The organism is Cellulosimicrobium composti (genome assembly GCF_010287905.1).
Classification (GTDB): Bacteria; Actinomycetota; Actinomycetes; order Actinomycetales; family Cellulomonadaceae; genus Cellulosimicrobium; species Cellulosimicrobium composti.
The window spans coordinates 18784-41578 of record NZ_JAAFAN010000033.1; the positions used below are offsets into that span (position 1 = coordinate 18784).

Annotated in this window: 23 protein-coding genes; all 23 read right to left on the reverse strand. The window is 69.0% G+C overall.

Annotated features, from left to right (window positions below):
• The gene (gene rplN / locus GYH36_RS10960) at positions 1-369 is read right to left on the reverse strand and encodes a 50S ribosomal protein L14 (RefSeq protein WP_021480431.1); all 369 of its coding nucleotides are present in this window, start codon (positions 367-369) and stop codon (positions 1-3) included.
• A gap of 305 nt (positions 370-674) precedes the next feature.
• Entirely contained in the window at positions 675-974 is a 300-nt protein-coding gene (rpsQ, locus tag GYH36_RS10970; protein WP_024840316.1) for a 30S ribosomal protein S17, read from the reverse strand.
• Positions 975-985: 11 nt separating this feature from the next.
• Positions 986-1222, reverse strand: a complete 237-nt coding sequence (gene rpmC / locus GYH36_RS10975) for a 50S ribosomal protein L29 (protein ID WP_024840315.1) — start codon at positions 1220-1222, stop codon at positions 986-988.
• Entirely contained in the window at positions 1222-1641 is a 420-nt protein-coding gene (gene rplP / locus GYH36_RS10980) for a 50S ribosomal protein L16 (RefSeq protein ID WP_024840314.1), read from the reverse strand. Before rplP ends, rpmC begins: the two co-directional genes overlap by 1 nt.
• A 3-nt stretch (positions 1642-1644) precedes the next feature.
• On the reverse strand, positions 1645-2487 hold the full coding sequence (rpsC, locus tag GYH36_RS10985; RefSeq protein ID WP_024840313.1) for a 30S ribosomal protein S3: 843 nt from the start codon (positions 2485-2487) through the stop codon (positions 1645-1647).
• On the reverse strand, positions 2487-2858 hold the full coding sequence (rplV, locus tag GYH36_RS10990; RefSeq protein ID WP_021479879.1) for a 50S ribosomal protein L22: 372 nt from the start codon (positions 2856-2858) through the stop codon (positions 2487-2489). Before rplV ends, rpsC begins: the two co-directional genes overlap by 1 nt.
• Positions 2859-2916: 58 nt before the next feature.
• Positions 2917-3198 (reverse strand): 30S ribosomal protein S19, encoded by a 282-nt coding sequence (gene rpsS, locus GYH36_RS10995; protein ID WP_021479878.1) that lies wholly within the window; start codon positions 3196-3198, stop codon positions 2917-2919.
• A 15-nt stretch (positions 3199-3213) separates the two neighbouring features.
• On the reverse strand, positions 3214-4050 hold the full coding sequence (gene rplB / locus GYH36_RS11000; protein WP_024840312.1) for a 50S ribosomal protein L2: 837 nt from the start codon (positions 4048-4050) through the stop codon (positions 3214-3216).
• 31 nt (positions 4051-4081) lie between these two features.
• Positions 4082-4372 (reverse strand): 50S ribosomal protein L23, encoded by a 291-nt coding sequence (gene rplW / locus GYH36_RS11005; protein WP_034604100.1) that lies wholly within the window; start codon positions 4370-4372, stop codon positions 4082-4084.
• Complete coding sequence (gene rplD / locus GYH36_RS11010) at positions 4369-5073, reverse strand: 50S ribosomal protein L4 (RefSeq protein WP_162289862.1); 705 nt, start codon at positions 5071-5073, stop codon at positions 4369-4371. The genes rplW and rplD overlap by 4 nt, the downstream gene beginning before the upstream one ends.
• Before the next feature lie 5 nt (positions 5074-5078).
• Positions 5079-5741, reverse strand: a complete 663-nt coding sequence (gene rplC / locus GYH36_RS11015; RefSeq protein ID WP_024840310.1) for a 50S ribosomal protein L3 — start codon at positions 5739-5741, stop codon at positions 5079-5081.
• 14 nt (positions 5742-5755) lie between these two features.
• Positions 5756-6064 carry a 30S ribosomal protein S10 gene (rpsJ, locus tag GYH36_RS11020; RefSeq protein WP_012867945.1) on the reverse strand — a complete coding sequence of 103 codons (309 nt, stop codon included), beginning with the start codon at positions 6062-6064 and terminating at the stop codon, positions 5756-5758.
• 477 nt (positions 6065-6541) lie between these two features.
• The gene (gene tuf, locus GYH36_RS11025) at positions 6542-7738 is read right to left on the reverse strand and encodes an elongation factor Tu (protein WP_024840309.1); all 1197 of its coding nucleotides are present in this window, start codon (positions 7736-7738) and stop codon (positions 6542-6544) included.
• Positions 7739-7865: 127 nt separating this feature from the next.
• On the reverse strand, positions 7866-9968 hold the full coding sequence (fusA, locus tag GYH36_RS11030; RefSeq protein WP_115942067.1) for an elongation factor G: 2103 nt from the start codon (positions 9966-9968) through the stop codon (positions 7866-7868).
• Positions 9969-10085: 117 nt separating this feature from the next.
• Positions 10086-10556 (reverse strand): 30S ribosomal protein S7, encoded by a 471-nt coding sequence (gene rpsG / locus GYH36_RS11035; RefSeq protein WP_021479870.1) that lies wholly within the window; start codon positions 10554-10556, stop codon positions 10086-10088.
• Complete coding sequence (rpsL, locus tag GYH36_RS11040) at positions 10556-10930, reverse strand: 30S ribosomal protein S12 (RefSeq protein ID WP_021479869.1); 375 nt, start codon at positions 10928-10930, stop codon at positions 10556-10558. Before rpsL ends, rpsG begins: the two co-directional genes overlap by 1 nt.
• Positions 10931-11292: 362 nt before the next feature.
• Positions 11293-12360, reverse strand: coding sequence for a hypothetical protein (locus GYH36_RS11045; RefSeq protein ID WP_115942066.1), 1068 nt, complete (start codon positions 12358-12360; stop codon positions 11293-11295).
• Positions 12357-12929 (reverse strand): ATP-binding cassette domain-containing protein, encoded by a 573-nt coding sequence (locus GYH36_RS11050; protein WP_246209347.1) that lies wholly within the window; start codon positions 12927-12929, stop codon positions 12357-12359. The genes GYH36_RS11045 and GYH36_RS11050 overlap by 4 nt, the downstream gene beginning before the upstream one ends.
• Before the next feature lie 41 nt (positions 12930-12970).
• Positions 12971-14014 (reverse strand): peptidoglycan-binding domain-containing protein, encoded by a 1044-nt coding sequence (locus GYH36_RS11055; protein WP_115942064.1) that lies wholly within the window; start codon positions 14012-14014, stop codon positions 12971-12973.
• A gap of 3 nt (positions 14015-14017) precedes the next feature.
• Positions 14018-14656: a hypothetical protein gene (locus GYH36_RS11060; RefSeq protein ID WP_151192064.1), complete on the reverse strand. Its 639-nt coding sequence runs from the start codon at positions 14654-14656 to the stop codon at positions 14018-14020.
• An 80-nt stretch (positions 14657-14736) separates the two neighbouring features.
• Complete coding sequence (locus tag GYH36_RS11065) at positions 14737-14985, reverse strand: lactococcin 972 family bacteriocin (RefSeq protein WP_246209349.1); 249 nt, start codon at positions 14983-14985, stop codon at positions 14737-14739.
• 189 nt (positions 14986-15174) lie between these two features.
• Positions 15175-19056 carry a DNA-directed RNA polymerase subunit beta' gene (locus tag GYH36_RS11070; RefSeq protein ID WP_115942062.1) on the reverse strand — a complete coding sequence of 1294 codons (3882 nt, stop codon included), beginning with the start codon at positions 19054-19056 and terminating at the stop codon, positions 15175-15177.
• A 116-nt stretch (positions 19057-19172) separates the two neighbouring features.
• Entirely contained in the window at positions 19173-22685 is a 3513-nt protein-coding gene (gene rpoB / locus GYH36_RS11075; protein ID WP_024840306.1) for a DNA-directed RNA polymerase subunit beta, read from the reverse strand.
• Positions 22686-22795 lie beyond the last annotated feature (110 nt).

Consider the following 22795-nt stretch of genomic DNA (forward strand, 5'->3'; position numbering starts at 1 on the left):
TCAGAGCACCTCCGGAGCCAGCGAGATGATCTTCATGAACCGCTTGTCGCGCAGCTCGCGCCCGACCGGGCCGAAGATGCGCGTACCGCGCGGCTCGCCGTCGTTCTTGAGGATGACGGCGGCGTTCTCGTCGAACTTGATGTAGGAACCGTCCGGACGACGGCGCTCCTTGGCGGTGCGGACGACGACGGCCTTGACCACGTCACCCTTCTTCACGTTGCCGCCCGGGATCGCGTCCTTGACGGTTGCGACGATGACGTCGCCGATTCCGGCGTAGCGACGGCCCGAGCCACCGAGAACACGGATGCAGAGGATCTCCTTGGCACCCGTGTTGTCGGCGACACGAAGTCGCGACTCCTGCTGGATCATGTAATGAACTCCTGTCGTCGAGCCGGTTCTCGCGGGACGCGAGCCTTGCCGAACGGATAGCTGTCAGTGCCGGGTCCCTCGCGGGTGAACCGGCCAGGACCGGGCGGCGGTCCCGCCCGACCTGTCCTCACTGGTTGCCGCACCGCGGTGCGGCACGAGAGCGGTGGGGGGGGGGGGGGGGGGGGGGGCCCCCCGCCCCCGGGGGGGGGGGGGGGGGGGGGGGGGGGCCCCCCCGCCCCCCCGGGGGGGGGGGCGGGGGGGGGGGGGCGGGGGGGCCCCCCCCCCCCCCCCCCACGACCGGTGGATCACTTGGCCTTCTCGAGGATCTCCACCAGGCGCCACCGCTTGGTCGCGGACAGCGGGCGGGTCTCCATGATGAGCACGAGGTCGCCCACGCCGGCAGAGTTCTGCTCGTCGTGCGCCTTGACCTTGCTCGTGCGGCGGATGACCTTGCCGTAGAGCGGGTGCTTGACCCGGTCCTCGACCTCGACCACCACGGTCTTGTCCATCTTGTCGCTCACGACGTAGCCGCGGCGCGTCTTGCGGTACGCGCGCTGCTCGGTCGCCTCGGCGACCTCGGGCGCGTTCGTTGCGTTCTCGCTCATTCCAGCCTCACTCACTCGGCGCTCGGCGCGGTACGGATGCCGAGCTCGCGCTCACGCAGGATCGTGTAGATCCGCGCGATGTCGCGGCGGACGGCCTTGAGGCGCCCGTGGCTCTCCAGCTGGCCGGTGGCCGACTGGAAACGGAGGTTGAAGAGCTCCTCCTTGGCCTTCTTGAGCTCGGCGACGAGCGACTCGTCGTCCTTGGCGTCGAGGTCGACGGGGGCGAGCCCCTTCGTTCCGATTGCCATCAGTTGCCACCACCCTCGCGCACCACGAAACGGCACTTCATCGGGAGCTTGTGGATCGCGCGACGCATGGCCTCGCGCGCCAGGGGCTCCGGGACACCAGCCAGCTCGAAGACGATGCGGCCGGGCTTGACATTGGCGACCCACCACTCGGGCGAGCCCTTACCGGAACCCATGCGGGTCTCGGCGGGCTTCTTGGTCAGCGGGCGGTCCGGGTAGATGTTGATCCAGACCTTTCCGCCACGCTTGATGTGACGGGTCATCGCGATACGAGCAGCCTCGATCTGGCGGTTCGTCACGTACGCCGGCTCGAGAGCCTGGATGCCGTACTCGCCGAACGCGATCTGCGTGCCACCCTTCGCCGCGCCGGAGCGCGACGGGTGGTGCTGCTTGCGGTGCTTGAGCCTGCGCGGGATCAGCATGACTCAGGCCTCCGTTCCGGTCTCAGGGGCCTTCGCCTCCGCGGCGGGAGCAGCCTGCTCGGGCGCCGCCGGCGACTCGGACGCGGGGGTCCGCTCGGCCGAACGCTCGGGACGACGGCCACCGCGACGGTCGCCGCCACGCTCACCGCGCGGGCCGCCACGGCCCTGGCGCGGAGCGGCCGTGGCCTGCTGCGCGGCGAACTCCTTCTCGGTGACGTCGCCCTTGTAGATCCACACCTTCACGCCGATGCGGCCGAAGGTCGTGCGGGCCTCGAAGAAGCCGTAGTCGATGTACGCGCGCAGCGTGTGCAGCGGCACACGACCCTCGCGGTAGAACTCCGACCGGCTCATCTCCGCGCCGCCGAGGCGGCCGGAGACCTGCACGCGGATGCCCTTGGCACCGGCGCGCTGCGCGGACTGGATGCCCTTGCGCATGGCGCGACGGAACGAGACGCGGCTCGCGAGCTGCTCGGCGATGCCCTGCGCGACGAGCTGCGCGTCCGTCTCGGCGTTCTTCACCTCGAGGATGTTGAGCTGCACCTGCTTGCCCGTGAGCTTCTCGAGCTCGCCGCGGATGCGGTCGGCCTCGGCGCCACGGCGGCCGATGACGATGCCCGGACGCGCCGTGTGGATGTCCACGCGGACGCGGTCGCGGGTGCGCTCGATCTCGACCTTGGAGATGCCCGCGCGCTCGAGACCGGTGCTCATGAGCTTGCGGATCTGGACGTCCTCACGGACGTAGTCGCGGTACCGCTGGCCGGGCTTGGTGCTGTCGGCGAACCAGCGCGACCGGTGGTCGGTGGTGATGCCGAGGCGGTACCCGTGCGGGTGAACCTTCTGTCCCACTATCGGGCACTTCCCTTCGTGTTCTCACGCGGAGCGACGACCACGGTGATGTGGCTGGTGCGCTTGAGGATGCGGTTCGCACGGCCCTGGGCGCGCGGGCGGAAACGCTTGAGGGTCGGACCCTCGTCGACGAACGCCTCACGCACGACGAGCTCCTGCTCCTCGAACGCCTCGCTCGCGCGGTCTGCCTTCACCCGGGCGTTGGCGATGGCGCTCTCCACGACCTTGCGGACGGGCTCGCTCGCCGCCTGCGGTGCGAACTTCAGCACCGCGACGGCCTCGGAGGCCTGCTTGCCACGGATGAGGTCCACGACGCGCCGGGCCTTCTGGGGCGTGACACGGACGAACCGCGCCTGCGCCTTGGCTTCCATTGCTGTCCTGCCTTCTTGTCTCTTGACCGTCCAGGTCGTCACCAGACTGACCCGGGGGTCAGCGGCGACGACCCTTCTTGTCGTCCTTCACGTGGCCGCGGAAGGTCCGCGTGGGAGCGAACTCGCCGAGCTTGTGGCCGACCATCGACTCGGTGACGAACACCGGCGTGTGCTTGCGACCGTCGTGCACGGCGAACGTGTGACCGAGGAAGTCGGGCGTGATGACCGACCGACGGGACCAGGTCTTGATGACGTTCTTGGTCCCCTTCTCGTTCTGAGCGTCCACCTTCTTCTGCAGGTGGTCGTCGACGAAGGGGCCCTTCTTCAGGCTACGAGGCATGTCTCCAGGCTCCTATCAGCGCTTCTTGCCGGTACGGCGACGACGCACGATCAGCTTGTCGCTCGGCTTGTTCGGACGGCGGGTACGACCCTCCGGCTGGCCCCAGGGGCTCACCGGGTGGCGACCACCGGAGGTCTTGCCCTCACCACCACCGTGCGGGTGGTCGATCGGGTTCATGGCGACACCGCGGACGGTCGGGCGCTTGCCCTTCCAGCGCATGCGGCCGGCCTTGCCCCAGTTGATGTTCGACTGCTCGGCGTTGCCGACCTCGCCGACCGTGGCGCGGCAGCGCAGGTCGACGTTGCGGATCTCGCCGGAGGGCATGCGCAGCTGCGCGTACGGGCCGTCCTTGGCGACGAGCTGCACCGACGCACCGGCCGAGCGGGCGATCTTCGCGCCGCCACCGGGCTTGAGCTCGATGGCGTGGATGACCGTACCGGTCGGGATGTTGCGCAGCGGCAGGTTGTTGCCGGGCTTGATGTCCGCGCCCGCACCGTTCTCGACGACGTCGCCCTGCTTGAGCTTCGCCGGCGCGACGATGTAGCGCTTCTCGCCGTCCGCGTAGTGCAGGAGCGCGATGCGCGCCGTGCGGTTCGGGTCGTACTCGATGTGCGCGACCTTGGCGGGCACGCCGTCCTTGTCGTGGCGACGGAAGTCGATCACGCGGTACGCACGCTTGTGGCCACCACCCTTGTGACGGGTGGTGATCCGGCCGGAGCTGTTGCGGCCGCCGCTCTTGGAGAGCGGGCGGACCAGAGACTTCTCCGGCTGCGAGCGCGTGATCTCGGCGAAGTCGGCGACGCTCGAGCCGCGGCGGCCGGGCGTCGTCGGCTTGTACTTACGGATTCCCATGGGGATCTGTCCTCAATCTGCTCTCGTCGGCTCAGCCGAAGATGTCGATCGTGCCCTCGCGGAGGGTGACGATCGCACGCTTGGTGTCCTTGCGCTTGCCCAGGCCGAAACGCGTGCGACGCGTCTTGCCCTTGCGGTTGATCGTGTTCACCGAGGCGACCTTGACCGAGAAGATCTGCTCGACGGCGATCTTGATCTCGGTCTTGTTGGCCTGCGGGTCGACGACGAACGTGTACTTGCCCTCGTCGAGCAGGCCGTAGCTCTTCTCGGAGACGACCGGCGCGAGGATCACGTCACGGGGGTCCTTGGTCACGGTGGTCACTTCGAGGCCTCCTCGGCAGCAGTCTCGTCCGCCTCGGTCGAGGTGGCGACGGCCTTCGCGGAGCGACCCGTGGCCGGGCCCGCCAGGAACGCGTCGAGCGCGCCCTGCGTGAAGACGACGTCGTCGGAGACGAGCACGTCGTAGGTGTTGAGCTGGTCGGCCACCAGGAGGTGGACCTGCTCGACGTTCCGCAGCGACTTGATCGTCAGCTCGTCACCACGCTCGGTGACGACGAGGACGTGCTTGCGCTCGGAGAGCTTGGCGAGCGTCGCAAGGGCGGTCTTGGTCGACGGCAGGCCGTCGACGCCGAAGCCGGTCACGACGTGGACGCGGCCGTTGCGGGCGCGGTCCGAGAGGGCACCGCGGAGCGCGGCGGCCTTCATCTTCTTGGGCGTCCGCTGGTCGTACGAGCGCGGCGTCGGGCCGTGGACGGTGCCACCGCCGGCGAACTGCGGCGCACGGGTCGAACCCTGGCGGGCGCGGCCGGTGCCCTTCTGCTTGTACGGCTTGCGACCACCACCGCGGACCTCGCCGCGGGTCTTGGTGTCGTGGGTGCCCTGGCGCGCGGCAGCACGCTGGGCGACGACGACCTGGTGGATCAGCGGGACGTTGAGCTCGACGTCGAACACCTCGGCGGGGAGCTCGGCGGTGCCGGCCTTCTTGCCCTTGGGGTCCAGCACGTCAACGGTCAGAGCGGTCATGGTGCTCACGCTCCCTTCGCGGCGCTGCGCACGAGGACGACGCCGCCCTTGGGGCCGGGAACCGCGCCCTTGACGAGCAGCAGACCCTTCTCGGCGTCGACCGCGTGGACGGTCAGGTTCTGGGTGGTCTGGCGGGCGTTGCCCATGCGACCGGCCATGCGCAGGCCCTTGAACACGCGCGACGGGGTCGAGGCCCCACCGATCGAGCCCGGCTTGCGGTGGTTGCGGTGCGCACCATGCGAGGCGCCGACGCCGGAGAAGCCGTGACGCTTCATGACACCGGCGGTGCCCTTGCCCTTGGTCGTGCCCACGACGTCGACCACGGCGCCGGCCTCGAAGGCCTCCGCGGTGATCTCCTGGCCGAGCGCGTACTCGGCGGCGTCGGAGGTGCGGACCTCGGCGACGTGGCGGCGCGGCGTGACGCCGGCCTTCTCGAAGTGGCCCTTCAGCGGCTTGGTGACCTTGCGCGGGTCGATCTGGCCGTAGGCGAGCTGCACTGCCGCGTACCCGTCGGCGTCCGCCGTGCGCACCTGCGTCACGACGTTCGTGCCGACGGCGACGACCGTCACGGGCACGAGGCGACCGGCCTCGTCCCAGAGCTGCGTCATCCCGAGCTTCGTGCCGAGCACCGCGGTGACCGGACGCGCGTTCTGCTGGGGGGTAGTCATGATGTCCTCCAGCCTCAGAGCTTGATCTCGATGTTCACGTCGGCAGGCAGGTCGAGACGCATGAGCGAGTCGACGGCCTTCGGCGTGGGATCGATGATGTCGATCAGCCGCTTGTGCGTGCGCATCTCGAAGTGCTCGCGGCTGTCCTTGTACTTGTGAGGCGACCGGATGACGCAGAAGACGTTCTTCTCCGTCGGCAGCGGCACCGGACCCACGACCGTTGCACCAGCGCGCGTCACCGTGTCGACGATCTTGCGCGCCGAGCTGTCGATGACCTCGTGGTCGTAGGACTTGAGCCGGATGCGGATCTTCTGTCCCGCCATGGCGTCGTCTGACTCTCTCTCTCGAACCGCTAGCTGTCCGACCCCCGCGCTCGGGCGTGTCGCGTAGTCGCGACGCACCTGGGCGCACACGCCGTGAGGCGCAGGGCCGTTGGATATGTGATCCTCCGCCCGCCCCGTGCTGACGCACGGGCCGGCGACCGGACCACAACGTTTGTGCGAGCCTGTCGGAACTGTGTGTTCCGCGGGGTACTCGATCCATGACGACAGAGAGCTCAACCCGCAGACCCGGGAGCGGATCCCGGGGTCCTGGTCCTCGCGGAGGAGGACCGGTTCAACACACTGTTCGACACGTGAAAGAGCGCACCCGTAACAGGCAACCTGAACAGTCTGCCACACGAACCCCGCCCCGTCCAAGTCGAGACCGGGACGGGCGGCTGTGACGGTGACCGCAGGCCGAAGGCCCGGCCCCGCGGACGGGACCGGGCCTTCGACGAGTGCTGCGAGAGCAGCGTCAGATCACTTGAGGATCTTGGTGACGCGGCCCGAGCCCACGGTGCGGCCACCCTCACGGATGGCGAAGCCGAGGCCCTCCTCCATGGCGATCGGCTGGATGAGCTCGACCGTCATCTCGGTGTTGTCGCCGGGCATGACCATCTCGGTGCCCTCGGGCAGCGTGATGACGCCGGTGACGTCCGTCGTGCGGAAGTAGAACTGCGGACGGTAGTTCGAGTAGAACGGGTTGTGACGGCCGCCCTCGTCCTTGCCCAGGATGTAGACCTGCGCCTCGAACTGCGTGTGCGGGGTGATCGAACCCGGCTTCACGACGACCTGGCCGCGCTCGACGTCCTCACGCTTGATGCCGCGCAGGAGCAGACCGGTGTTGTCGCCGGCCTGAGCCTGGTCCATCTGCTTGTGGAACGTCTCGATGCCCGTGACCGTGGTCTTCTGGGGCGCGCGGATGCCGACGATCTCGACGTCCGAGTTGAGGTCGAGCGTGCCACGCTCCACCTTGCCGGTGACGACGGTGCCACGACCGGTGATCGTGAAGACGTCCTCGACAGGCATGAGGAACGGCTTGTCCAGCTCGCGGACGGGCTCCGGGACGTTCTCGTCCACGGCCTCCATGAGCTCGATGATCTTCGCGGTCCACTCGGGGTCGCCCTCGAGCGCCTTGAGACCCGACACGCGCACGACCGGCGCGTTGTCGCCGTCGAACTCCTGCGAGGAGAGGAGCTCGCGCACCTCCATCTCGACGAGCTCGAGGATCTCCTCGTCGTCGACCATGTCGGACTTGTTCAGCGCGACGAGCAGGTACGGCACGCCGACCTGACGGGCGAGCAGGACGTGCTCGCGCGTCTGGGCCATCGGACCGTCGGTCGCGGCGACCACCAGGATCGCGCCGTCCATCTGGGCGGCACCGGTGATCATGTTCTTGATGTAGTCGGCGTGACCCGGGGCGTCGACGTGCGCGTAGTGGCGCTTCGGCGTCTCGTACTCGATGTGCGCGATGTTGATCGTGATACCGCGCTGCTTCTCCTCGGGAGCCGCGTCGATCTCGTCGAAGTTGCGCTGGACGTTCGCCGGCAGGTCCGGGTACGTGTCCGCGAGCGTCTTCGAGATCGCCGCCGTCAGCGTCGTCTTACCGTGGTCGACGTGACCGATGGTGCCGATGTTGACGTGCGGCTTGGTCCGCTCGAACTTGGCCTTAGCCACTGGGGTCCTCCTGGGACTTGGGTAGATGTGCCGAACGTTGCGAATGTCGACCGAGAGATCCTACATCCGCGGGGCGTTGCGGTTTCCTACAGGTTGATGGTTGTGCGGGTCTTCGACCTGTGGGGACTCACTCGCCCCGGGTCTTCTTGATGATCTCTTCGGCAACGTTCCGAGGAACCTCGGCGTAGCTGTCGAACTGCATCGAGTACACGGCGCGACCCTGGGTCTTGGACCGGAGGTCACCGATGTACCCGAACATCTCTGACAACGGTACGTGGGCCCGGACGACCTTCACACCCGTCGCGTCCTCCATGGACTGGATCATTCCACGACGTGAGTTCAGGTCACCGATGACGTCGCCCATGTACTCCTCGGGCGTACGCACCTCGACCGCCATCACCGGCTCCAGCAGAACCGGGTCCGCCCGCTTGACGCCCTCCTTGAGGACCATCGAGCCGGCGATCTTGAACGCCATCTCCGAGGAGTCGACCTCGTGGTAGGCGCCGTCGAGCAGGGTCGCCTTGACCCCGACCAGCGGGAAGCCGGCGAGCACGCCGAGCTCCATCGCGGACTGGATACCGGCGTCGACGCTGGGGATGTACTCGCGCGGGATGCGACCACCGGTCACGGCGTTGTCGAACTCGTAGAGCTCGCCCTCGGCCGTGTCGAGCGGCTCGAAGGTCACCTGGACCTTCGCGAACTGCCCGGAGCCACCGGTCTGCTTCTTGTGCGTGTACTCGATCTTCTCGGCCTTGCGGCGGATCGTCTCGCGGTACGCGACCTGCGGCTTGCCGACGTTCGCCTCGACCTTGAACTCGCGACGCATGCGGTCGACGAGGATGTCGAGGTGGAGCTCGCCCATGCCGCCGATGACGGTCTGGCCGGTCTCCTCGTCCAGCTTGACGCGGAAGGTCGGGTCCTCCTCGGCGAGCTTCTGGATCGCCGTCGAGAGCTTCTCCTGGTCGGCCTTCGTCTTCGGCTCGATCGCCACGTCGATGACGGGCTCCGGGAAGGTCATCGACTCGAGGATCACCGGCGCGTCGATCGCGGTCAGGGTGTCACCCGTGGTGACGTCCTTGAGCCCGATGAACGCGTAGATGTGACCGGCCGACGCCTCCTGGACCGGGTTCTCCTTGTTGGAGTGCATCTGGAAGAGCTTCCCGATGCGCTCCTTCTTGCCCTTGGTCGAGTTGAGCACCTGGGCGCCCTGCTCGACACGGCCGGAGTACACGCGGACGTAGGTGAGCTTGCCGAAGAACGGGTGTGCGGCGACCTTGAAGGCGAGCGCGGAGAACGGCTCGGTGGCGTCGGGGTGACGCTCGACCGTCTTCTCCTCGTCCTTCGGGTCGTGGCCCTCGATGGCCGGCACGTCGAGCGGCGACGGCAGGTAGTCGATGACCGCGTCGAGCATGGGCTGGACGCCCTTGTTCTTGAACGCGGAGCCGCACAGCACGGGGAACGCCTCGCCCGCGATGACGAGCTTGCGGATCCCGGACTTGATCTCCGCGACCGTGAGCTCCTCGCCGCCGAGGTACTTCTCGAGCAGCTCCTCGTCAGCCTCCGCGACGGCCTCGATGAGCTCGTTGCGGTACTGCTCGGCCTTCTCGACGAGGTCGGCCGGGATCTCCTCGGTGTCGTACGCCTCGCCGAGCTTGGTCTCGCCGTGCCACACCAGAGCCTTCTGCTCGATGAGGTCGACGACGCCGATGAAGTCGTTCTCGGCACCGATCGGCAGCTGGATCACCAGCGGCTTCGCCTTGAGGCGGTTGATGATGGTGTCGACGGTGAAGTAGAAGTCCGCGCCGAGCTTGTCCATCTTGTTGACGAAGCAGATGCGCGGGACGTTGTACTTGTCCGCCTGGCGCCACACCGTCTCCGACTGCGGCTCCACGCCCTCCTTGCCGTCGAAGACGGCGACGGCGCCGTCGAGCACGCGCAGGGAGCGCTCGACCTCGACCGTGAAGTCGACGTGGCCGGGCGTGTCGATGATGTTGATCTGGTTGTTCTTCCAGTAGCAGGTCGTCGCGGCCGACGTGATCGTGATGCCGCGCTCCTGCTCCTGCTCCATCCAGTCCATCGTCGACGCGCCGTCGTGCGTCTCACCGATCTTGTAGTTCACACCCGTGTAGAACAGGATGCGCTCGGTGGTCGTGGTCTTCCCGGCATCGATGTGGGCCATGATGCCGATGTTGCGGACCTTGTTCAGGTCGGTCAGCACGTCAAGTGCCACGGTCTGTTTCCCTCGCTAGGTGGGTTGAGTCGGGGGCGCTGCTCGGACCGGGGTGGCCGGCCGGAGACCCGCCGACGGCCCCGGGGACCAGGAGGTCCCCGAGGCCGGTCGGGCGGACTACCAGCGGTAGTGGGCGAAGGCCTTGTTGGACTCCGCCATCTTGTGCATGTCCTCGCGACGCTTCACCGCGGCACCGAGGCCGTTGCTGGCGTCGAGGATCTCGTTCATGAGGCGCTCGGTCATCGTCTTCTCGCGACGGGCGCGCGAGTAGTCCGTGAGCCAGCGCAGCGCGAGGGTCGTGGCACGTGCGGGACGCACCTCGACGGGGACCTGGTAGGTCGCACCGCCGACGCGGCGCGAGCGGACCTCGAGCGCGGGGCGCACGTTCTCGAGCGCGCGCTTGAGGACGACGACCGGGTCGCCGTCGGTCTTCGCACGGACGCCCTCGAGGGCGCCGTAGACGATCGACTCGGCGGTGGACTTCTTGCCGTCGAGCAGCACCTTGTTGATGAGCTGCGTGACGACGGGCGACCCGTAGACGGGGTCGACGATGAGCGGCCGCTTCGGGGCCGGGCCCTTGCGAGGCATCAGCTCTTCTCCTTCTTGGCGCCGTAGCGGCTGCGGGCCTGCTTGCGGTTCTTCACGCCCTGCGTGTCGAGCGCGCCGCGCACGATCTTGTAGCGCACACCCGGGAGGTCCTTCACACGACCGCCGCGCACGAGCACGATGGAGTGCTCCTGGAGGTTGTGGCCGACGCCGGGGATGTAGGCCGTGACCTCGACCTGGGAGGAGAGCTTCACGCGAGCGACCTTGCGCAGCGCGGAGTTCGGCTTCTTCGGGGTGGTGGTGTACACGCGCGTGCACACACCGCGCCGCTGCGGGGAGCCCTTGAGGGCGGGAGTCTTGGACTTCCCCACCTTCGAGGTCCGCCCCTTGCGGACGAGCTGCTGGATCGTAGGCACTACGTCTCCGTGTCTTCTCGAGCTACCGGGGCTATCCCCGATGGTGGTCGTGCTGGCTGCTGGAGCCGATCGCACGAGGCACCCGCAGCGCGAGACACGCTGCAGCAGCCACCTACCACCGGCTCGATGGTCCGTCGCCCGGCCGCGGGCGCGAGGCGCCGTCTGGACCGGGATCCGGAATGCCCGGGCACTCACATCGGCCCGTCCGGAGACCGCCACGCGGAGGTGGGAGCGATCACTCGCTGACACCGCCCCGCCAGGGACATCACGGAGGGCCCGACGGCGCGGGCACGGTTCACCAGGCTACCACAGCGGGCAGGCAGACGCGCGGTCGGCGATCAGGACGCGACGAGCCGCGCGTCTCACCGGTCCTTGGCGTAGAGGAAGAGATGACGCTCGCGGGTCAGCGCCAGCCCGAACATGGTACCGAGCAGGGCGCCGAGCCCCGCCGGGATCGCGACGCGCGCGCCGAGGACGGCAGCGAGGAGAAGGTCGCCCCGAGCTCCGAGCACGAGCATCGACGTCGCCATGCACACCGCGAGGGGTGGTACGACCCAGGCCGTCGCCTCGAGGAGCGACATCGACCACAGGTCGGCCGCCCGCACCCTGTCGTGCAGGGCCGCCGCGAGCTCGACCCGACGGGCGCGGACCGCGACGATCCCGAGCAGGAGCGCGAAGACCCCGGCGACGACGCCGCCGAACCGTGTGATCCGGTCCGCGAACCGGGCGTGCCCGTCGAACGCGGCGCCGAGCGAGGCGTTGAGCTGGCCGACGACCGGGTCGTCCGTGCTCTCGTCGGCCGGCGGCAACAACGTCGTGAACAGGAGCGTCCGGAGTCGCTCGTCCTGCGGCCAGGCCTCCACCCAGCACTCGTCGAACACGGCCCGGTCTCCGCCGGGGAGCAACGCCAGGTACCCGAGCCCCGACCGTCGGCCGTCCACCGGATAGGGAAAGGTACCCGCCACCCGGGTCGGACCGTCCGTCGTCTCCAGCACATCTGCCCGGACCCTCCCCAGGGTGCGGGCTGCGTCTTCCGACAGCACCACCCCGCCTCCCCGGTCGACGTCGGCGTGGACCACGGAGAGAAAACCGTCCGTCGCGTACCCCGCCGGGAGCGGAGCCCCGGGGAGGCTCGACGCCGTCACCTTCTCCTGCGGGAGCGCCAGGGCCCCTGCTGCTCGTACGCCGGAGATCTGCCCGAGCGCCTCGCAGCGCGCGCCGTCGACCCGCCCGCTCGCGACGATCGTCATCGTAGACCCTCCTGCCTCCCGGAAGGCCGTCGCTGCGTTCTCGATGCTGCGGACGGCGAGGAGGTCGGCGCCGAGCAGCACCAGGCAGACCGCCCCGAGCACCGACGTGAGCAGCACGCTCCGGGTGGTCCCGGTGAGGACGTTGCGCCCGACCTCGCGCAGGATCGACCGGAGCCTCACGTCGTGGCTCCGTCCCGGGCCTCGAACCTCGCGAGGTCGACGTGGTCGGTGCACGCGTCGCGGGTGTGCTCGTCGTGCGTGGCGACGACCACGATCGTCGCGTCGGTCGCCAGCCGTGCGATCGCGTCGTTGACACGCCGCGCCGTCGGGAGGTCGAGCTGCGCGGTCGGCTCGTCGACGAGGAGCAACCCCGGCCGGCCGGCGATGGCGCGCGCGAGCATCAACCGCTGCGCCTCGCCGCCGGACAGCCGCCGGAACTCCTGGGCCGCGACGGACGACAGCGCGAACCGTTCCAGGATCTCGGTCGCCTCGCGCTCGGCGGTGCGTGGGCCGAGCCCCGTGGCCAGAAGGGGGAGCGTGACATGGTCGAGGGCCGTCCGACGCGGGGTGCCGTGCGGGTTCTGGAAGACCCAGCCGACGTGGCCGATCCCCGCACGACGGATCGAACCCTCCGTCGGTTCGGACCATCCGGCGAGCAGGCTCAGGAGCGTGCTCTTCCCCGACCCGGAGGGACCGGTCAGCGCGTAGACGCGCCCGGGCTCGAGGCGAGCGTCCAGGTGCCGGAACAACCACGGGCGGCCAGGGAACCGATGACCCAGATCGTCCGTCTCTAGATGCACGGCGTGCCCGGTGCGGGGTCCGTGTCGACGGTCGCGAGGGGCTCCGGCCCGTCGACGACGACGAACGACTGGCCCAGCTGTGACCCGACGATGCCGACCGCGCGCACCACGCCGTCGGACAGGACGCAGCCACGACCATCCGCTGCGCCGAACAGCGCGGACGGCGGGACGACCGACACCGCCTGCGGCGCGGCGAGCACGAGCTGGGCGGTCGGCGCACCGGCGCGGCCGGCGTCGCCGTCGGTGCTGGTCGGCTGGAGCGACGGCAGCGGGCTGAGCTGCACGAGTGCCGCCGGGTCGGAGACCGCGAGTGCTGCGTCGACGGGGACGCTCGTCCCGTCGACGACCAGGACGCGGTCGCCAGGAACCAGCCCCTCGGGTGGCTCGGCGACGGTGACGCTCTCGAGCGCACCCGGGACCGAGGCCACCGGATCCCCCGCCGCAACCGTGCTCCCGACCGTCGCCAGGCACTCGTTGACCGACGTCGACGGCGCGGGGAGCCACACGATGCGGTCGATCGTCACGCGATCGAGAGCACCGGGCTTCTCGCCCGCCTGCTCGTAGAGGTCGCGCAACGCCCGGAGCGCGGCCCTCCGCAAGGGCCCCTCCGTATCGACCTCGTAACCGAGGCGCGCCAGCTCCGTCTGGAGTGCGGTGACGTCCTCCCCCTCGTCCCCGAGGGACAGGTCGCGCCACAACGGCACCGATGTCGCCAGGCCGACGAGCGGGACGCCGTCCACCGTCAGCACGGAGCTCCCCGACTCCATCGGCACACCGGCCTTGCAGCGGGACGTCGTGACCCTGCCGGTGGCTGGCACCGTGAGAGCGAGGTCGTCGCCGCGCGACAGCCTCAGCTCGACCGGTCGTGGGTCGTCGAACTCCGCCTCTCCCACGGGAAAGGCCAGCGAGCGCTCAGGGGTGGCGAGCGACGACGGCGTCACCGGTCTCATGTACACGACGGTTCCGACCACGCCGAGCGCGGCGCACAGACAGGCGCCCACGGCGGTGAGGCCGATCTTGGTCCACGAGGCCATCGGCTACTGCTGCTGTTCCAGGATCCCCAGCGGGTCCGCGGAGCACGACCGCAGCGCCTCCTGGAGATCAGTGGGAAGGGTGTCGAACTCGACGAACCTGCCCTCGTTGTCCAGGGAGTAGTCCTCGGCGCCATAGTCGGCAGGTACCACGCCTGCCTCGACCAGGCACTCGGCCCCGATCGTCGCCCAGTCGCGGTTCTCGGGATTGGTCCGCATGATGTCGTGAAGGAAACCGACTGCGTCCTCGCCGCTGGTTGCCGAGCACTCGTCGATCAGAGCGTCGGTTTCCTCCGGGTTCGGGGCGGACGACGTCGTAAAGCCTCCGTCGGCGTTGTACCCCTTGAACGCGATGCCCTTCCCGGCGAGGCATGTCGTGAAGAGCTCGACCATCTCCGCGTGCTCGGCATCGGTGATCACGGAGTCCGCGAGGACTCCACGAGCGAAGTCCGATGCGGTGTCCCGGTATGCCTGCTCGAACTCAGCAGCGAACGGACCCGTGAACTCGGGCACGGCACTGTCCGAGGGTCCGGTGGGAGAGGGCGCTGCTGCCATGTCATCCTCGGCGGCCCCGCAGGCCCCGAGGAAGCTCATCATGACCAGCGACGCCGTCACCACGACGGCTCGACCTGCGTACCTGTGCATGCACCCTCCAAGAAGCCGAACGTCAGGACTCTGCACCCGCTGCTGCGAGCGGCTGACGTAGCCGCCCGCAGCCACGGGACCTACGCGAGCGCGTAGTTGCAGGAGTTGCCCCCGCCCGGGTTCGGATAGGTGTTGGCGTAGGACCACACGCCCTTGGCCTTCCACGCGCTCCGCACGGTCTCGTACGGCGTCGACACGCTCGACCGGTGAGTCTTGCTGGCGTGGTAGTAGTTCGACTCCAGGATCATCGTCGTGTACTGCCAGTACCACTTGCCGCCGTCTCGGTATTCCAGCCCGGCAGCCGCCGGACCAGCGGTGCCGAGTCCCATACCCACGGCCAGAGCGACGCTGCACGCCGCCGTGACGAACTTCCGCATGGCTGTCCCCCATCAGTCATGCACCACCCCCTGTGATGACGCGGAGCCCAGGATAGCCGCGCACCGTACCCCGCCCTGATGAGTTCACATTCTGGACAAGCCGGTCGCCACCCGCGGCACAAGCACGCGGGGCGTGATCTCTCAGCGGTAGTCGCCGAAGTCCAGGTCCTCGAGCGGGATCGCCTCGCCGGAGCCCATGCCGAGCGCCGGGAAGTCGATCTCGTCGTAGCCGAAGCTCGGGTAGAGCTCCGTCTTGGCCTGCTCGGTCGGCTCGACCTGGACCTTGGTGTACCGGGGAAGACCGGTACCGGCCGGGATGAGCTTACCGATGATGACGTTCTCCTTGAGGCCGAGGAGCGGGTCGCGACGACCGCTCATCGACGCCTCGGTGAGCACGCGCGTCGTCTCCTGGAAGGAGGCGGCCGACAGCCACGAGTCCGTCGCGAGCGACGCCTTCGTGATGCCCATCAGCTCGGGACGGCCGGAGGCCGGCTGGCCACCCTCCGCCACCGCACGACGGTTCGCGTCCTCGAAGCGGCCGCGCTCGGCGAGCTCGCCCGGCAGGAGGTGCGAGTCGCCCGAGTCGAGCACGGTCACGCGGCGCAGCATCTGGCGCACGATGACCTCGATGTGCTTGTCGTGGATGTCCACGCCCTGCGAGCGGTAGACCTCCTGGACCTCGTCCACCAGGTGCTTCTGCGTGGCGCGCGGGCCGAGGATGCGCAGGACCTTCTTCGGGTCCACCGCACCCTGGACGAGCTGCGTGCCGACCGTGACGTGGTCGCCGTCCTGCACGAGCAGGCGGGCGCGCTTGGTCACGGGGTACGCGATCTCCTCCGAGCCGTCGTCCGGCGTGAGGACCAGACGGCGCGAGCGCTCGGTGTCGTCGATCGTGATGCGGCCGGAGAACTCCGCGATGGGCGCCTCACCCTTGGGGGTGCGGGCCTCGAAGAGCTCCGTGACACGCGGCAGACCCTGCGTGATGTCGTCCGCGGAGGCCACACCACCGGTGTGGAAGGTACGCATCGTCAGCTGCGTGCCCGGCTCGCCGATCGACTGGGCGGCGATGATGCCGACCGCCTCGCCGATGTCGACGAGCTTGCCCGTCGCGAGCGAGCGCCCGTAGCACTTGGCGCACGTGCCGACGCGCGACTCGCACGTGAGGACCGAGCGCACCTTGGCCTCGCGCACGCCCGCGGCCACCGCGGCGTCGATGAGGACGTCGCCCGCGTCGTCGCCCGCCTTGCCCACGACGTTGCCGTCGGGGTCGACCAGGTCGGCCGCGAGGGTGCGCGAGTAGACGCTCGTCTCCACCTTCGGGTGGCGCACGAGGATGCCCGCGAGCTCCTCCGCGATCGGCAGGGTCAGGCCGCGCTCGGTGCCGCAGTCCTCCTCGCGGACGATGACGTCCTGCGACACGTCCACGAGACGACGCGTGAGGTAGCCCGAGTCGGCGGTCCGCAGAGCGGTGTCCGCCAGACCCTTGCGGGCGCCGTGCGTCGCGATGAAGTACTCGAGGACGGACAGGCCCTCGCGGTAGTTGGACTTGATCGGGCGCGGGATGATCTCGCCCTTCGGGTTCGCCACGAGACCGCGCATACCCGCGATCTGACGGACCTGCATCCAGTTACCACGGGCACCCGAGCCGACCATCCGGTACACGGTGTTGCGGTCGTTCGCCTCGAGGTTCTCGCGCATGACCGACGCGACCTTGTCCGTCGCCTGGGTCCAGATCTCGATGAGCTCCTGACGGCGCTCGTCGTCCGTGATCAGACCGCGGTCGTACTGCTGCTGGACCTTGAGCGCGCGCTCCTCGTGCTGCTCGAGGATCTCGGCCTTCGCCACCGGGGTGGCCACGTCGGAGATCGCGATCGTGACGCCCGAGCGGGTCGCCCAGCGGAAGCCGGCGGCCTTCAGCGCGTCGAGCGACGCCGCGACCTCGACCTTCGGGTAGCGCTCCGCGAGCTCGTTGACGATCGCCGAGAGGCGCTTCTTGTCGACCACCGAGTTCACGTACGGGTAGTCGACGGGCAGCGTCTCGTTGAACAGCGCGCGACCGAGCGTGGTCTCGAAGAGGATCGGCTGACCCTCCTCCCAGCCCTCGGGAGCCTCGAAGCCGGAGACCGGCGGGACGAGGTCCGTCGTGCGGATCTTGACCTTGGCGTTGAGGTCCAGGGTGCCCTGGTCGAACGCCATGATCGCCTCGGCGACCGACGCGAACGCACGGCCCTCGCCCTCGGCGCCCTCGCGGTCGCTCGTCAGGTGGTACAGGCCGATGATCATGTCCTGCGAGGGCATGGTCACCGGACGACCGTCCGACGGCTTGAGGATGTTGTTGCTCGAGAGCATGAGGATGCGGGCCTCGGCCTGCGCCTCGGCGCTCAGGGGCAGGTGGACGGCCATCTGGTCGCCGTCGAAGTCCGCGTTGAACGCGGCGCACACGAGCGGGTGCAGGTGGATCGCCTTGCCCTCGACGAGCTGCGGCTCGAACGCCTGGATGCCCAGGCGGTGCAGCGTCGGCGCACGGTTGAGCAGCACGGGGTGCTCGGTGATGACCTCCTCGAGCACGTCCCACACGACCGGGCGGGCACGCTCGACCATGCGCTTGGCGCTCTTGATGTTCTGCGCGTGGTTGAGGTCCACGAGGCGCTTCATGACGAACGGCTTGAACAGCTCGAGCGCCATCTGCTTCGGCAGGCCGCACTGGTGCAGCTTGAGCTGCGGGCCGACGACGATGACCGAACGGCCCGAGTAGTCGACGCGCTTGCCGAGCAGGTTCTGGCGGAAACGACCCTGCTTGCCCTTGAGCATGTCCGAGATGGACTTCAGCGGGCGGTTGCCCGGGCCCGTCACCGGGCGGCCACGGCGGCCGTTGTCGAACAGCGAGTCCACGGCCTCCTGGAGCATCCGCTTCTCGTTGTTGACGATGATCTCCGGGGCGCCCAGGTCGAGGAGACGCTTGAGGCGGTTGTTCCGGTTGATCACGCGGCGGTACAGGTCGTTGAGGTCGCTCGTCGCGAAGCGGCCACCGTCGAGCTGCACCATCGGGCGCAGGTCCGGCGGGATGACCGGGACGGCGTCGAGCACCATGCCCGTGGGCGAGTTGGTCGTCGTGAGGAACGCGTTGACGACCTTGAGGCGCTTGAGGGCACGCGTCTTGCGCTGGCCCTTGCCCGTGCGGATGGTCTCGCGCAGGGCCTCGGCCTCGGCCTCCAGGTCGAAGTCCTGGAGTCGCTTCTGGATCGCCGCCGCGCCCATCGAGCCCTCGAAGTACGTGCCGTAGCGGTCCTGGAGGGCGCGGTAGAGCATCTCGTCGCCCTCGAGGTCGGCGACCTTGAGGTTCTTGAACCGGTCCCAGACCTGCTCGAGACGGTCGAGCTGGGCGTCCGCGCGCTTGCGGATCTGCGCCATCTCGCGCTCGGCCGAGTCGCGGACCTTGCGGCGCGCGTCGGCCTTGGCACCCTCGGCCTCGAGCTCGGCCAGGTCGGCCTCGAGCTTCTGGGCGCGGGCGTTGATGTCGTTGTCGCGGGCGTCCGCGATCTCCTTCTTCTCCAGGTCGATCTCGTTCTGGAGGTTGGGGAGGTCCTCCTGGCGACCCTCCTCGTCGACCGAGGTGATCATGTACGCCGCGAAGTAGATGACCTTCTCCAGGTCCTTCGGGGCGAGGTCCAGCAGGTAGCCGAGGCGCGAGGGCACGCCCTTGAAGAACCAGATGTGCGTGACCGGCGCGGCGAGCTCGATGTGGCCCATGCGCTCACGGCGCACCTTCGAGCGCGTCACCTCGACGCCGCAGCGCTCGCAGATGATGCCCTTGAAGCGCACGCGCTTGTACTTGCCGCAGTAGCACTCCCAGTCCCGGGTGGGGCCGAAGATCTTCTCGCAGAAGAGGCCGTCCTTCTCGGGCTTGAGGGTGCGGTAGTTGATGGTCTCGGGCTTCTTCACCTCACCGTGCGACCACGCACGGATGTCGTCGGCCGTGGCCAGGCCGATACGCAGCTCGTCGAAGACGTTGACGTCGAGCAAGTTGTCCTACTTCCTTCGCCTGCCGGGACCGGCCGTGGCCGGACCCGACGCCAAAAAGACGGTTGGTGTGGGGGTCGTCGGCGGGAGCGGGGTGACCCGCTCCCGCCTGCCCGAGATCAGATCTCGTCGACGCTGGACGCCGCGTTGGGGCGGCGCGACAGGTCGATGCCGAGCTCTTCGGCTGCGCGGTACACGTCGTCGTCCGACTCCCGCATCTCGATGGACACGCCGTCGCTCGAGAGCACCTCGACGTTCAGGCACAGCGACTGCATCTCCTTGAGGAGAACCTTGAAGGACTCCGGGATGCCCGAGTCCGGGATGTTCTCGCCCTTGACGATCGCCTCGTACACCTTCACGCGGCCGGGCACGTCGTCCGACTTGATCGTGAGGAGCTCCTGCAGCGTGTAGGCCGCGCCGTACGCCTCGAGGGCCCACACCTCCATCTCGCCGAAGCGCTGACCGCCGAACTGCGCCTTACCACCGAGCGGCTGCTGGGTGATCATCGAGTACGGGCCGGTCGAGCGCGCGTGGATCTTGTCGTCGACCAGGTGGTGGAGCTTGAGGATGTACATGTAGCCCACGGACACCGGCTCCGGGAACGGCTCGCCGGAGCGGCCGTCGAACAGGCGCGCCTTGCCGTCGGCGCCGACCATGCGGTCGCCGTCGCGGTTCGGGATCGTCGTCGAGAGCAGGCCCTGGAGCGCGTCCTCGTGGACGCCGTCGAACACCGGGGTGGCGACGGGGCGGCCCGGCTCGGACGTCGCCGCGATCTCCGGGACGTTCTCCTTCCAGGAGAGGTCCTTGCCCTCGGCGAGCGAGATGTCCCAGCCCTGCTTCGCGACCCACCCGAGGTGCGTCTCGAGGACCTGGCCCACGTTCATGCGGCCGGGCACGCCCAGCGGGTTGAGGACGACGTCGACCGGCGTCCCGTCGGGGAGGAACGGCATGTCCTCGACCGGCAGGATCTTCGAGATGACGCCCTTGTTGCCGTGACGGCCGGCGAGCTTGTCGCCGTCCGTGATCTTGCGGCGCTGCGCGATGTAGACGCGCACGAGCTGGTTCACGCCCGCGGGCAGCTCGTCGCCGTCCTCGCGGTTGAACTCGCGCACGCCGATGACCGTGCCGGACTCGCCGTGCGGCACCTTGAGCGAGGTGTCGCGCACCTCGCGCGCCTTCTCGCCGAAGATCGCGCGGAGCAGGCGCTCCTCCGGGGTCAGCTCGGTCTCACCCTTCGGGGTGACCTTGCCGACCAGGACGTCGCCCGCGCCGACCTCGGCACCGATGCGGATGATGCCGCGCTCGTCGAGGTCCGCGAGGACGTCCTCGGAGACGTTCGGGATGTCCCGCGTGATCTCCTCCGGGCCGAGCTTGGTGTCGCGCGCGTCGACCTCGTGCTCCTCGATGTGGATCGAGGAGAGCACGTCGTCCTGCACGAGACGCTGGCTGAGGATGATCGCGTCCTCGTAGTTGTGGCCCTCCCACGACATGAACGCCACGAGGAGGTTGCGGCCGAGCGCGAGCTCGCCCTCGTCGGTCGCCGGGCCGTCCGCGAGGACGGAGCCGGGCTCGACGCGCTGGCCCTCGTCGACGAGCACGCGCTGGTTGTAGCTCGTGCCCTGGTTCGAGCGGCGGAACTTCGCGATGCGGTAGCTGCCAGTCGTGCCGTCGTCGTTCGCGACGAGCACGAGGTCGGCCGAGACCTCGGTGACCACACCGGGCTTCGACGCGACGACGACGTCGCCCGCGTCGACCGCCGCGCGCCACTCCATGCCGGTCCCGACGAGCGGGGCCTCGGAGCGGACCAGCGGCACGGCCTGGCGCTGCATGTTCGCACCCATGAGGGCGCGGTTGGCGTCGTCGTGCTCGAGGAACGGGATGAGCGCGGTCGCGACCGACACCATCTGGCGCGGGGACACGTCCATGTAGTCGACCTGCTCGCCCGGCACGTCGGACGTCTCGCCGCCCTTGGTGCGCACGAGGACGCGCGGCTCGGAGAACCGGCCGTCCGCGGTCAGCGGCGTGTTCGCCTGCGCGATGATGTAGCGGTCCTCGTCGTCGGCCGTGAGGTAGACGACCTCGTCGGTCACCTTGCCCGCCTCGACCTTGCGGTACGGCGTCTCGATGAACCCGAACGGGTTGATCCGCCCGTAGGACGCGAGCGAGCCGATGAGGCCGATGTTCGGGCCCTCGGGGGTCTCGATCGGGCACATGCGGCCGTAGTGCGACGGGTGGACGTCACGGACCTCCATGCCGGCGCGGTCGCGCGACAGACCACCCGGGCCGAGGGCCGAGAGGCGACGCTTGTGCGTCAGGCCCGCGAGCGGGTTGTTCTGGTCCATGAACTGCGAGAGCTGCGACGTGCCGAAGAACTCGCGGATGGACGCCACGACCGGGCGGATGTTGATGAGCGTCTGCGGCGTGATCGCCTCGACGTCCTGCGTCGTCATGCGCTCGCGCACGACGCGCTCCATCCGGGACAGGCCCGTGCGGACCTGGTTCTGGATGAGCTCGCCGACGGCGCGGATGCGGCGGTTGCCGAAGTGGTCGATGTCGTCCGTCTCGACGCGGACGTCGACGGCCTCGCCGTTGCGCGTGCCCGGGATGGACGCGTGGTCGGCGTGCAGGGCCGCGAGGTACTTGATCGTCGCGACGACGTCCGAGACCGACAGCGTCGAGTCCGTGAGCGGCGCGTCGATGCCGAGCTTCTTGTTCGCCTTGTAGCGGCCGACCTTCGCGAGGTCGTAGCGCTTGGGGTTGAAGTAGAAGTTCTCGAGCAGCGCGCGGCCGGCCTCGACGGTCGGCGGCTCGCCCGGGCGGATCTTGCGGTACAGGTCGACGAGCGCCTCGTCCTGCGTGTGGACGTGGTCCTTCTCGAGCGTGTCGAGCACCGACGGGAAGTCCGCGAACTCCTCGCGGATCTCCGACTCGGACAGGCCGAGCGCCTTGAGCAGCACGGTGACCGACTGCTTGCGCTTGCGGTCGACGCGCACGCCGACGGCGTCGCGCTTGTCGATCTCGAACTCGAGCCAGGCGCCGCGCGACGGGATGATCTTCGCGGAGAAGATGTCCTTGTCGCTCGTCTTGTCCGCCGCGCGCTCGAAGTAGACGCCCGGCGAGCGGACGAGCTGCGAGACGACGACGCGCTCGGTGCCGTTGATGATGAACGTGCCGCGCTCGGTCATGAGCGGGAAGTCGCCCATGAAGACCGTCTGGCTCTTGATCTCACCGGTGTTGTAGTTGACGAACTCCGCGGTGACGAAGAGCGGCGCGGCGTACGTGAAGTCCTTCTCCTTGCACTCGTCGGCCGTGTACTTCGGCGGCTCGAACCGGTGGTTGGAGAACGACAGGGACATCGAGGACCCGAAGTCCTCGATCGGGGAGATCTCCTCGAAGATCTCCTCAAGGCCCGACGTCGAGGGCACGTCCTGGCGGCCGGCCTCGGCCGCGGCGGCGACGCGCGCCTGCCACGCCTCGTTGCCGAGCAGCCAGTCGAAGCTCTCGGTCTGGAGGCCCAGCAGGTCGGGGACCTCGAGGGGCTCGAAGATCTTGGCGAAGGAGAGGCGACGCGACGCGGTGCGGTTCGCGATGGCGTCGGCGGACGGAGCAGAAGGGGTGCGCGAGGCAGCCAAGAGGGGTCCTTCCCTGCAGATCGAAAGAACGCTGCACCGCCGGGCTGGACACGATCACCGCCGCCACGACACCTCGCGGACGCGCACGTACGTCGACGAGGTGGTCGGGG

Bases quoted from the DNA above. Each gene is read 5' to 3' on its own strand.
- rplN (WP_021480431.1), bottom strand. From the start codon at position 369: ATGATCCAGCAGGAGTCGCGACTTCGTGTCGCCGACAACACGGGTGCC.
- rpsQ (WP_024840316.1), bottom strand. From the start codon at position 974: ATGAGCGAGAACGCAACGAACGCGCCCGAGGTCGCCGAGGCGACCGAG.
- rpmC (WP_024840315.1), bottom strand. From the start codon at position 1,222: ATGGCAATCGGAACGAAGGGGCTCGCCCCCGTCGACCTCGACGCCAAG.
- rplP (WP_024840314.1), bottom strand. From the start codon at position 1,641: ATGCTGATCCCGCGCAGGCTCAAGCACCGCAAGCAGCACCACCCGTCG.
- rplV (WP_021479879.1), bottom strand. From the start codon at position 2,858: ATGGAAGCCAAGGCGCAGGCGCGGTTCGTCCGTGTCACGCCCCAGAAG.
- rpsS (WP_021479878.1), bottom strand. From the start codon at position 3,198: ATGCCTCGTAGCCTGAAGAAGGGCCCCTTCGTCGACGACCACCTGCAG.
- rplB (WP_024840312.1), bottom strand. From the start codon at position 4,050: ATGGGAATCCGTAAGTACAAGCCGACGACGCCCGGCCGCCGCGGCTCG.
- rplD (WP_162289862.1), bottom strand. From the start codon at position 5,073: ATGACCGCTCTGACCGTTGACGTGCTGGACCCCAAGGGCAAGAAGGCC.
- rplC (WP_024840310.1), bottom strand. From the start codon at position 5,741: ATGACTACCCCCCAGCAGAACGCGCGTCCGGTCACCGCGGTGCTCGGC.
- rpsJ (WP_012867945.1), bottom strand. From the start codon at position 6,064: ATGGCGGGACAGAAGATCCGCATCCGGCTCAAGTCCTACGACCACGAG.
- rpsG (WP_021479870.1), bottom strand. From the start codon at position 10,556: ATGCCTCGCAAGGGCCCGGCCCCGAAGCGGCCGCTCATCGTCGACCCC.
- GYH36_RS11055 (WP_115942064.1), bottom strand. From the start codon at position 14,014: ATGGCCTCGTGGACCAAGATCGGCCTCACCGCCGTGGGCGCCTGTCTG.
- GYH36_RS11060 (WP_151192064.1), bottom strand. From the start codon at position 14,656: ATGCACAGGTACGCAGGTCGAGCCGTCGTGGTGACGGCGTCGCTGGTC.
- GYH36_RS11065 (WP_246209349.1), bottom strand. From the start codon at position 14,985: ATGGGACTCGGCACCGCTGGTCCGGCGGCTGCCGGGCTGGAATACCGA.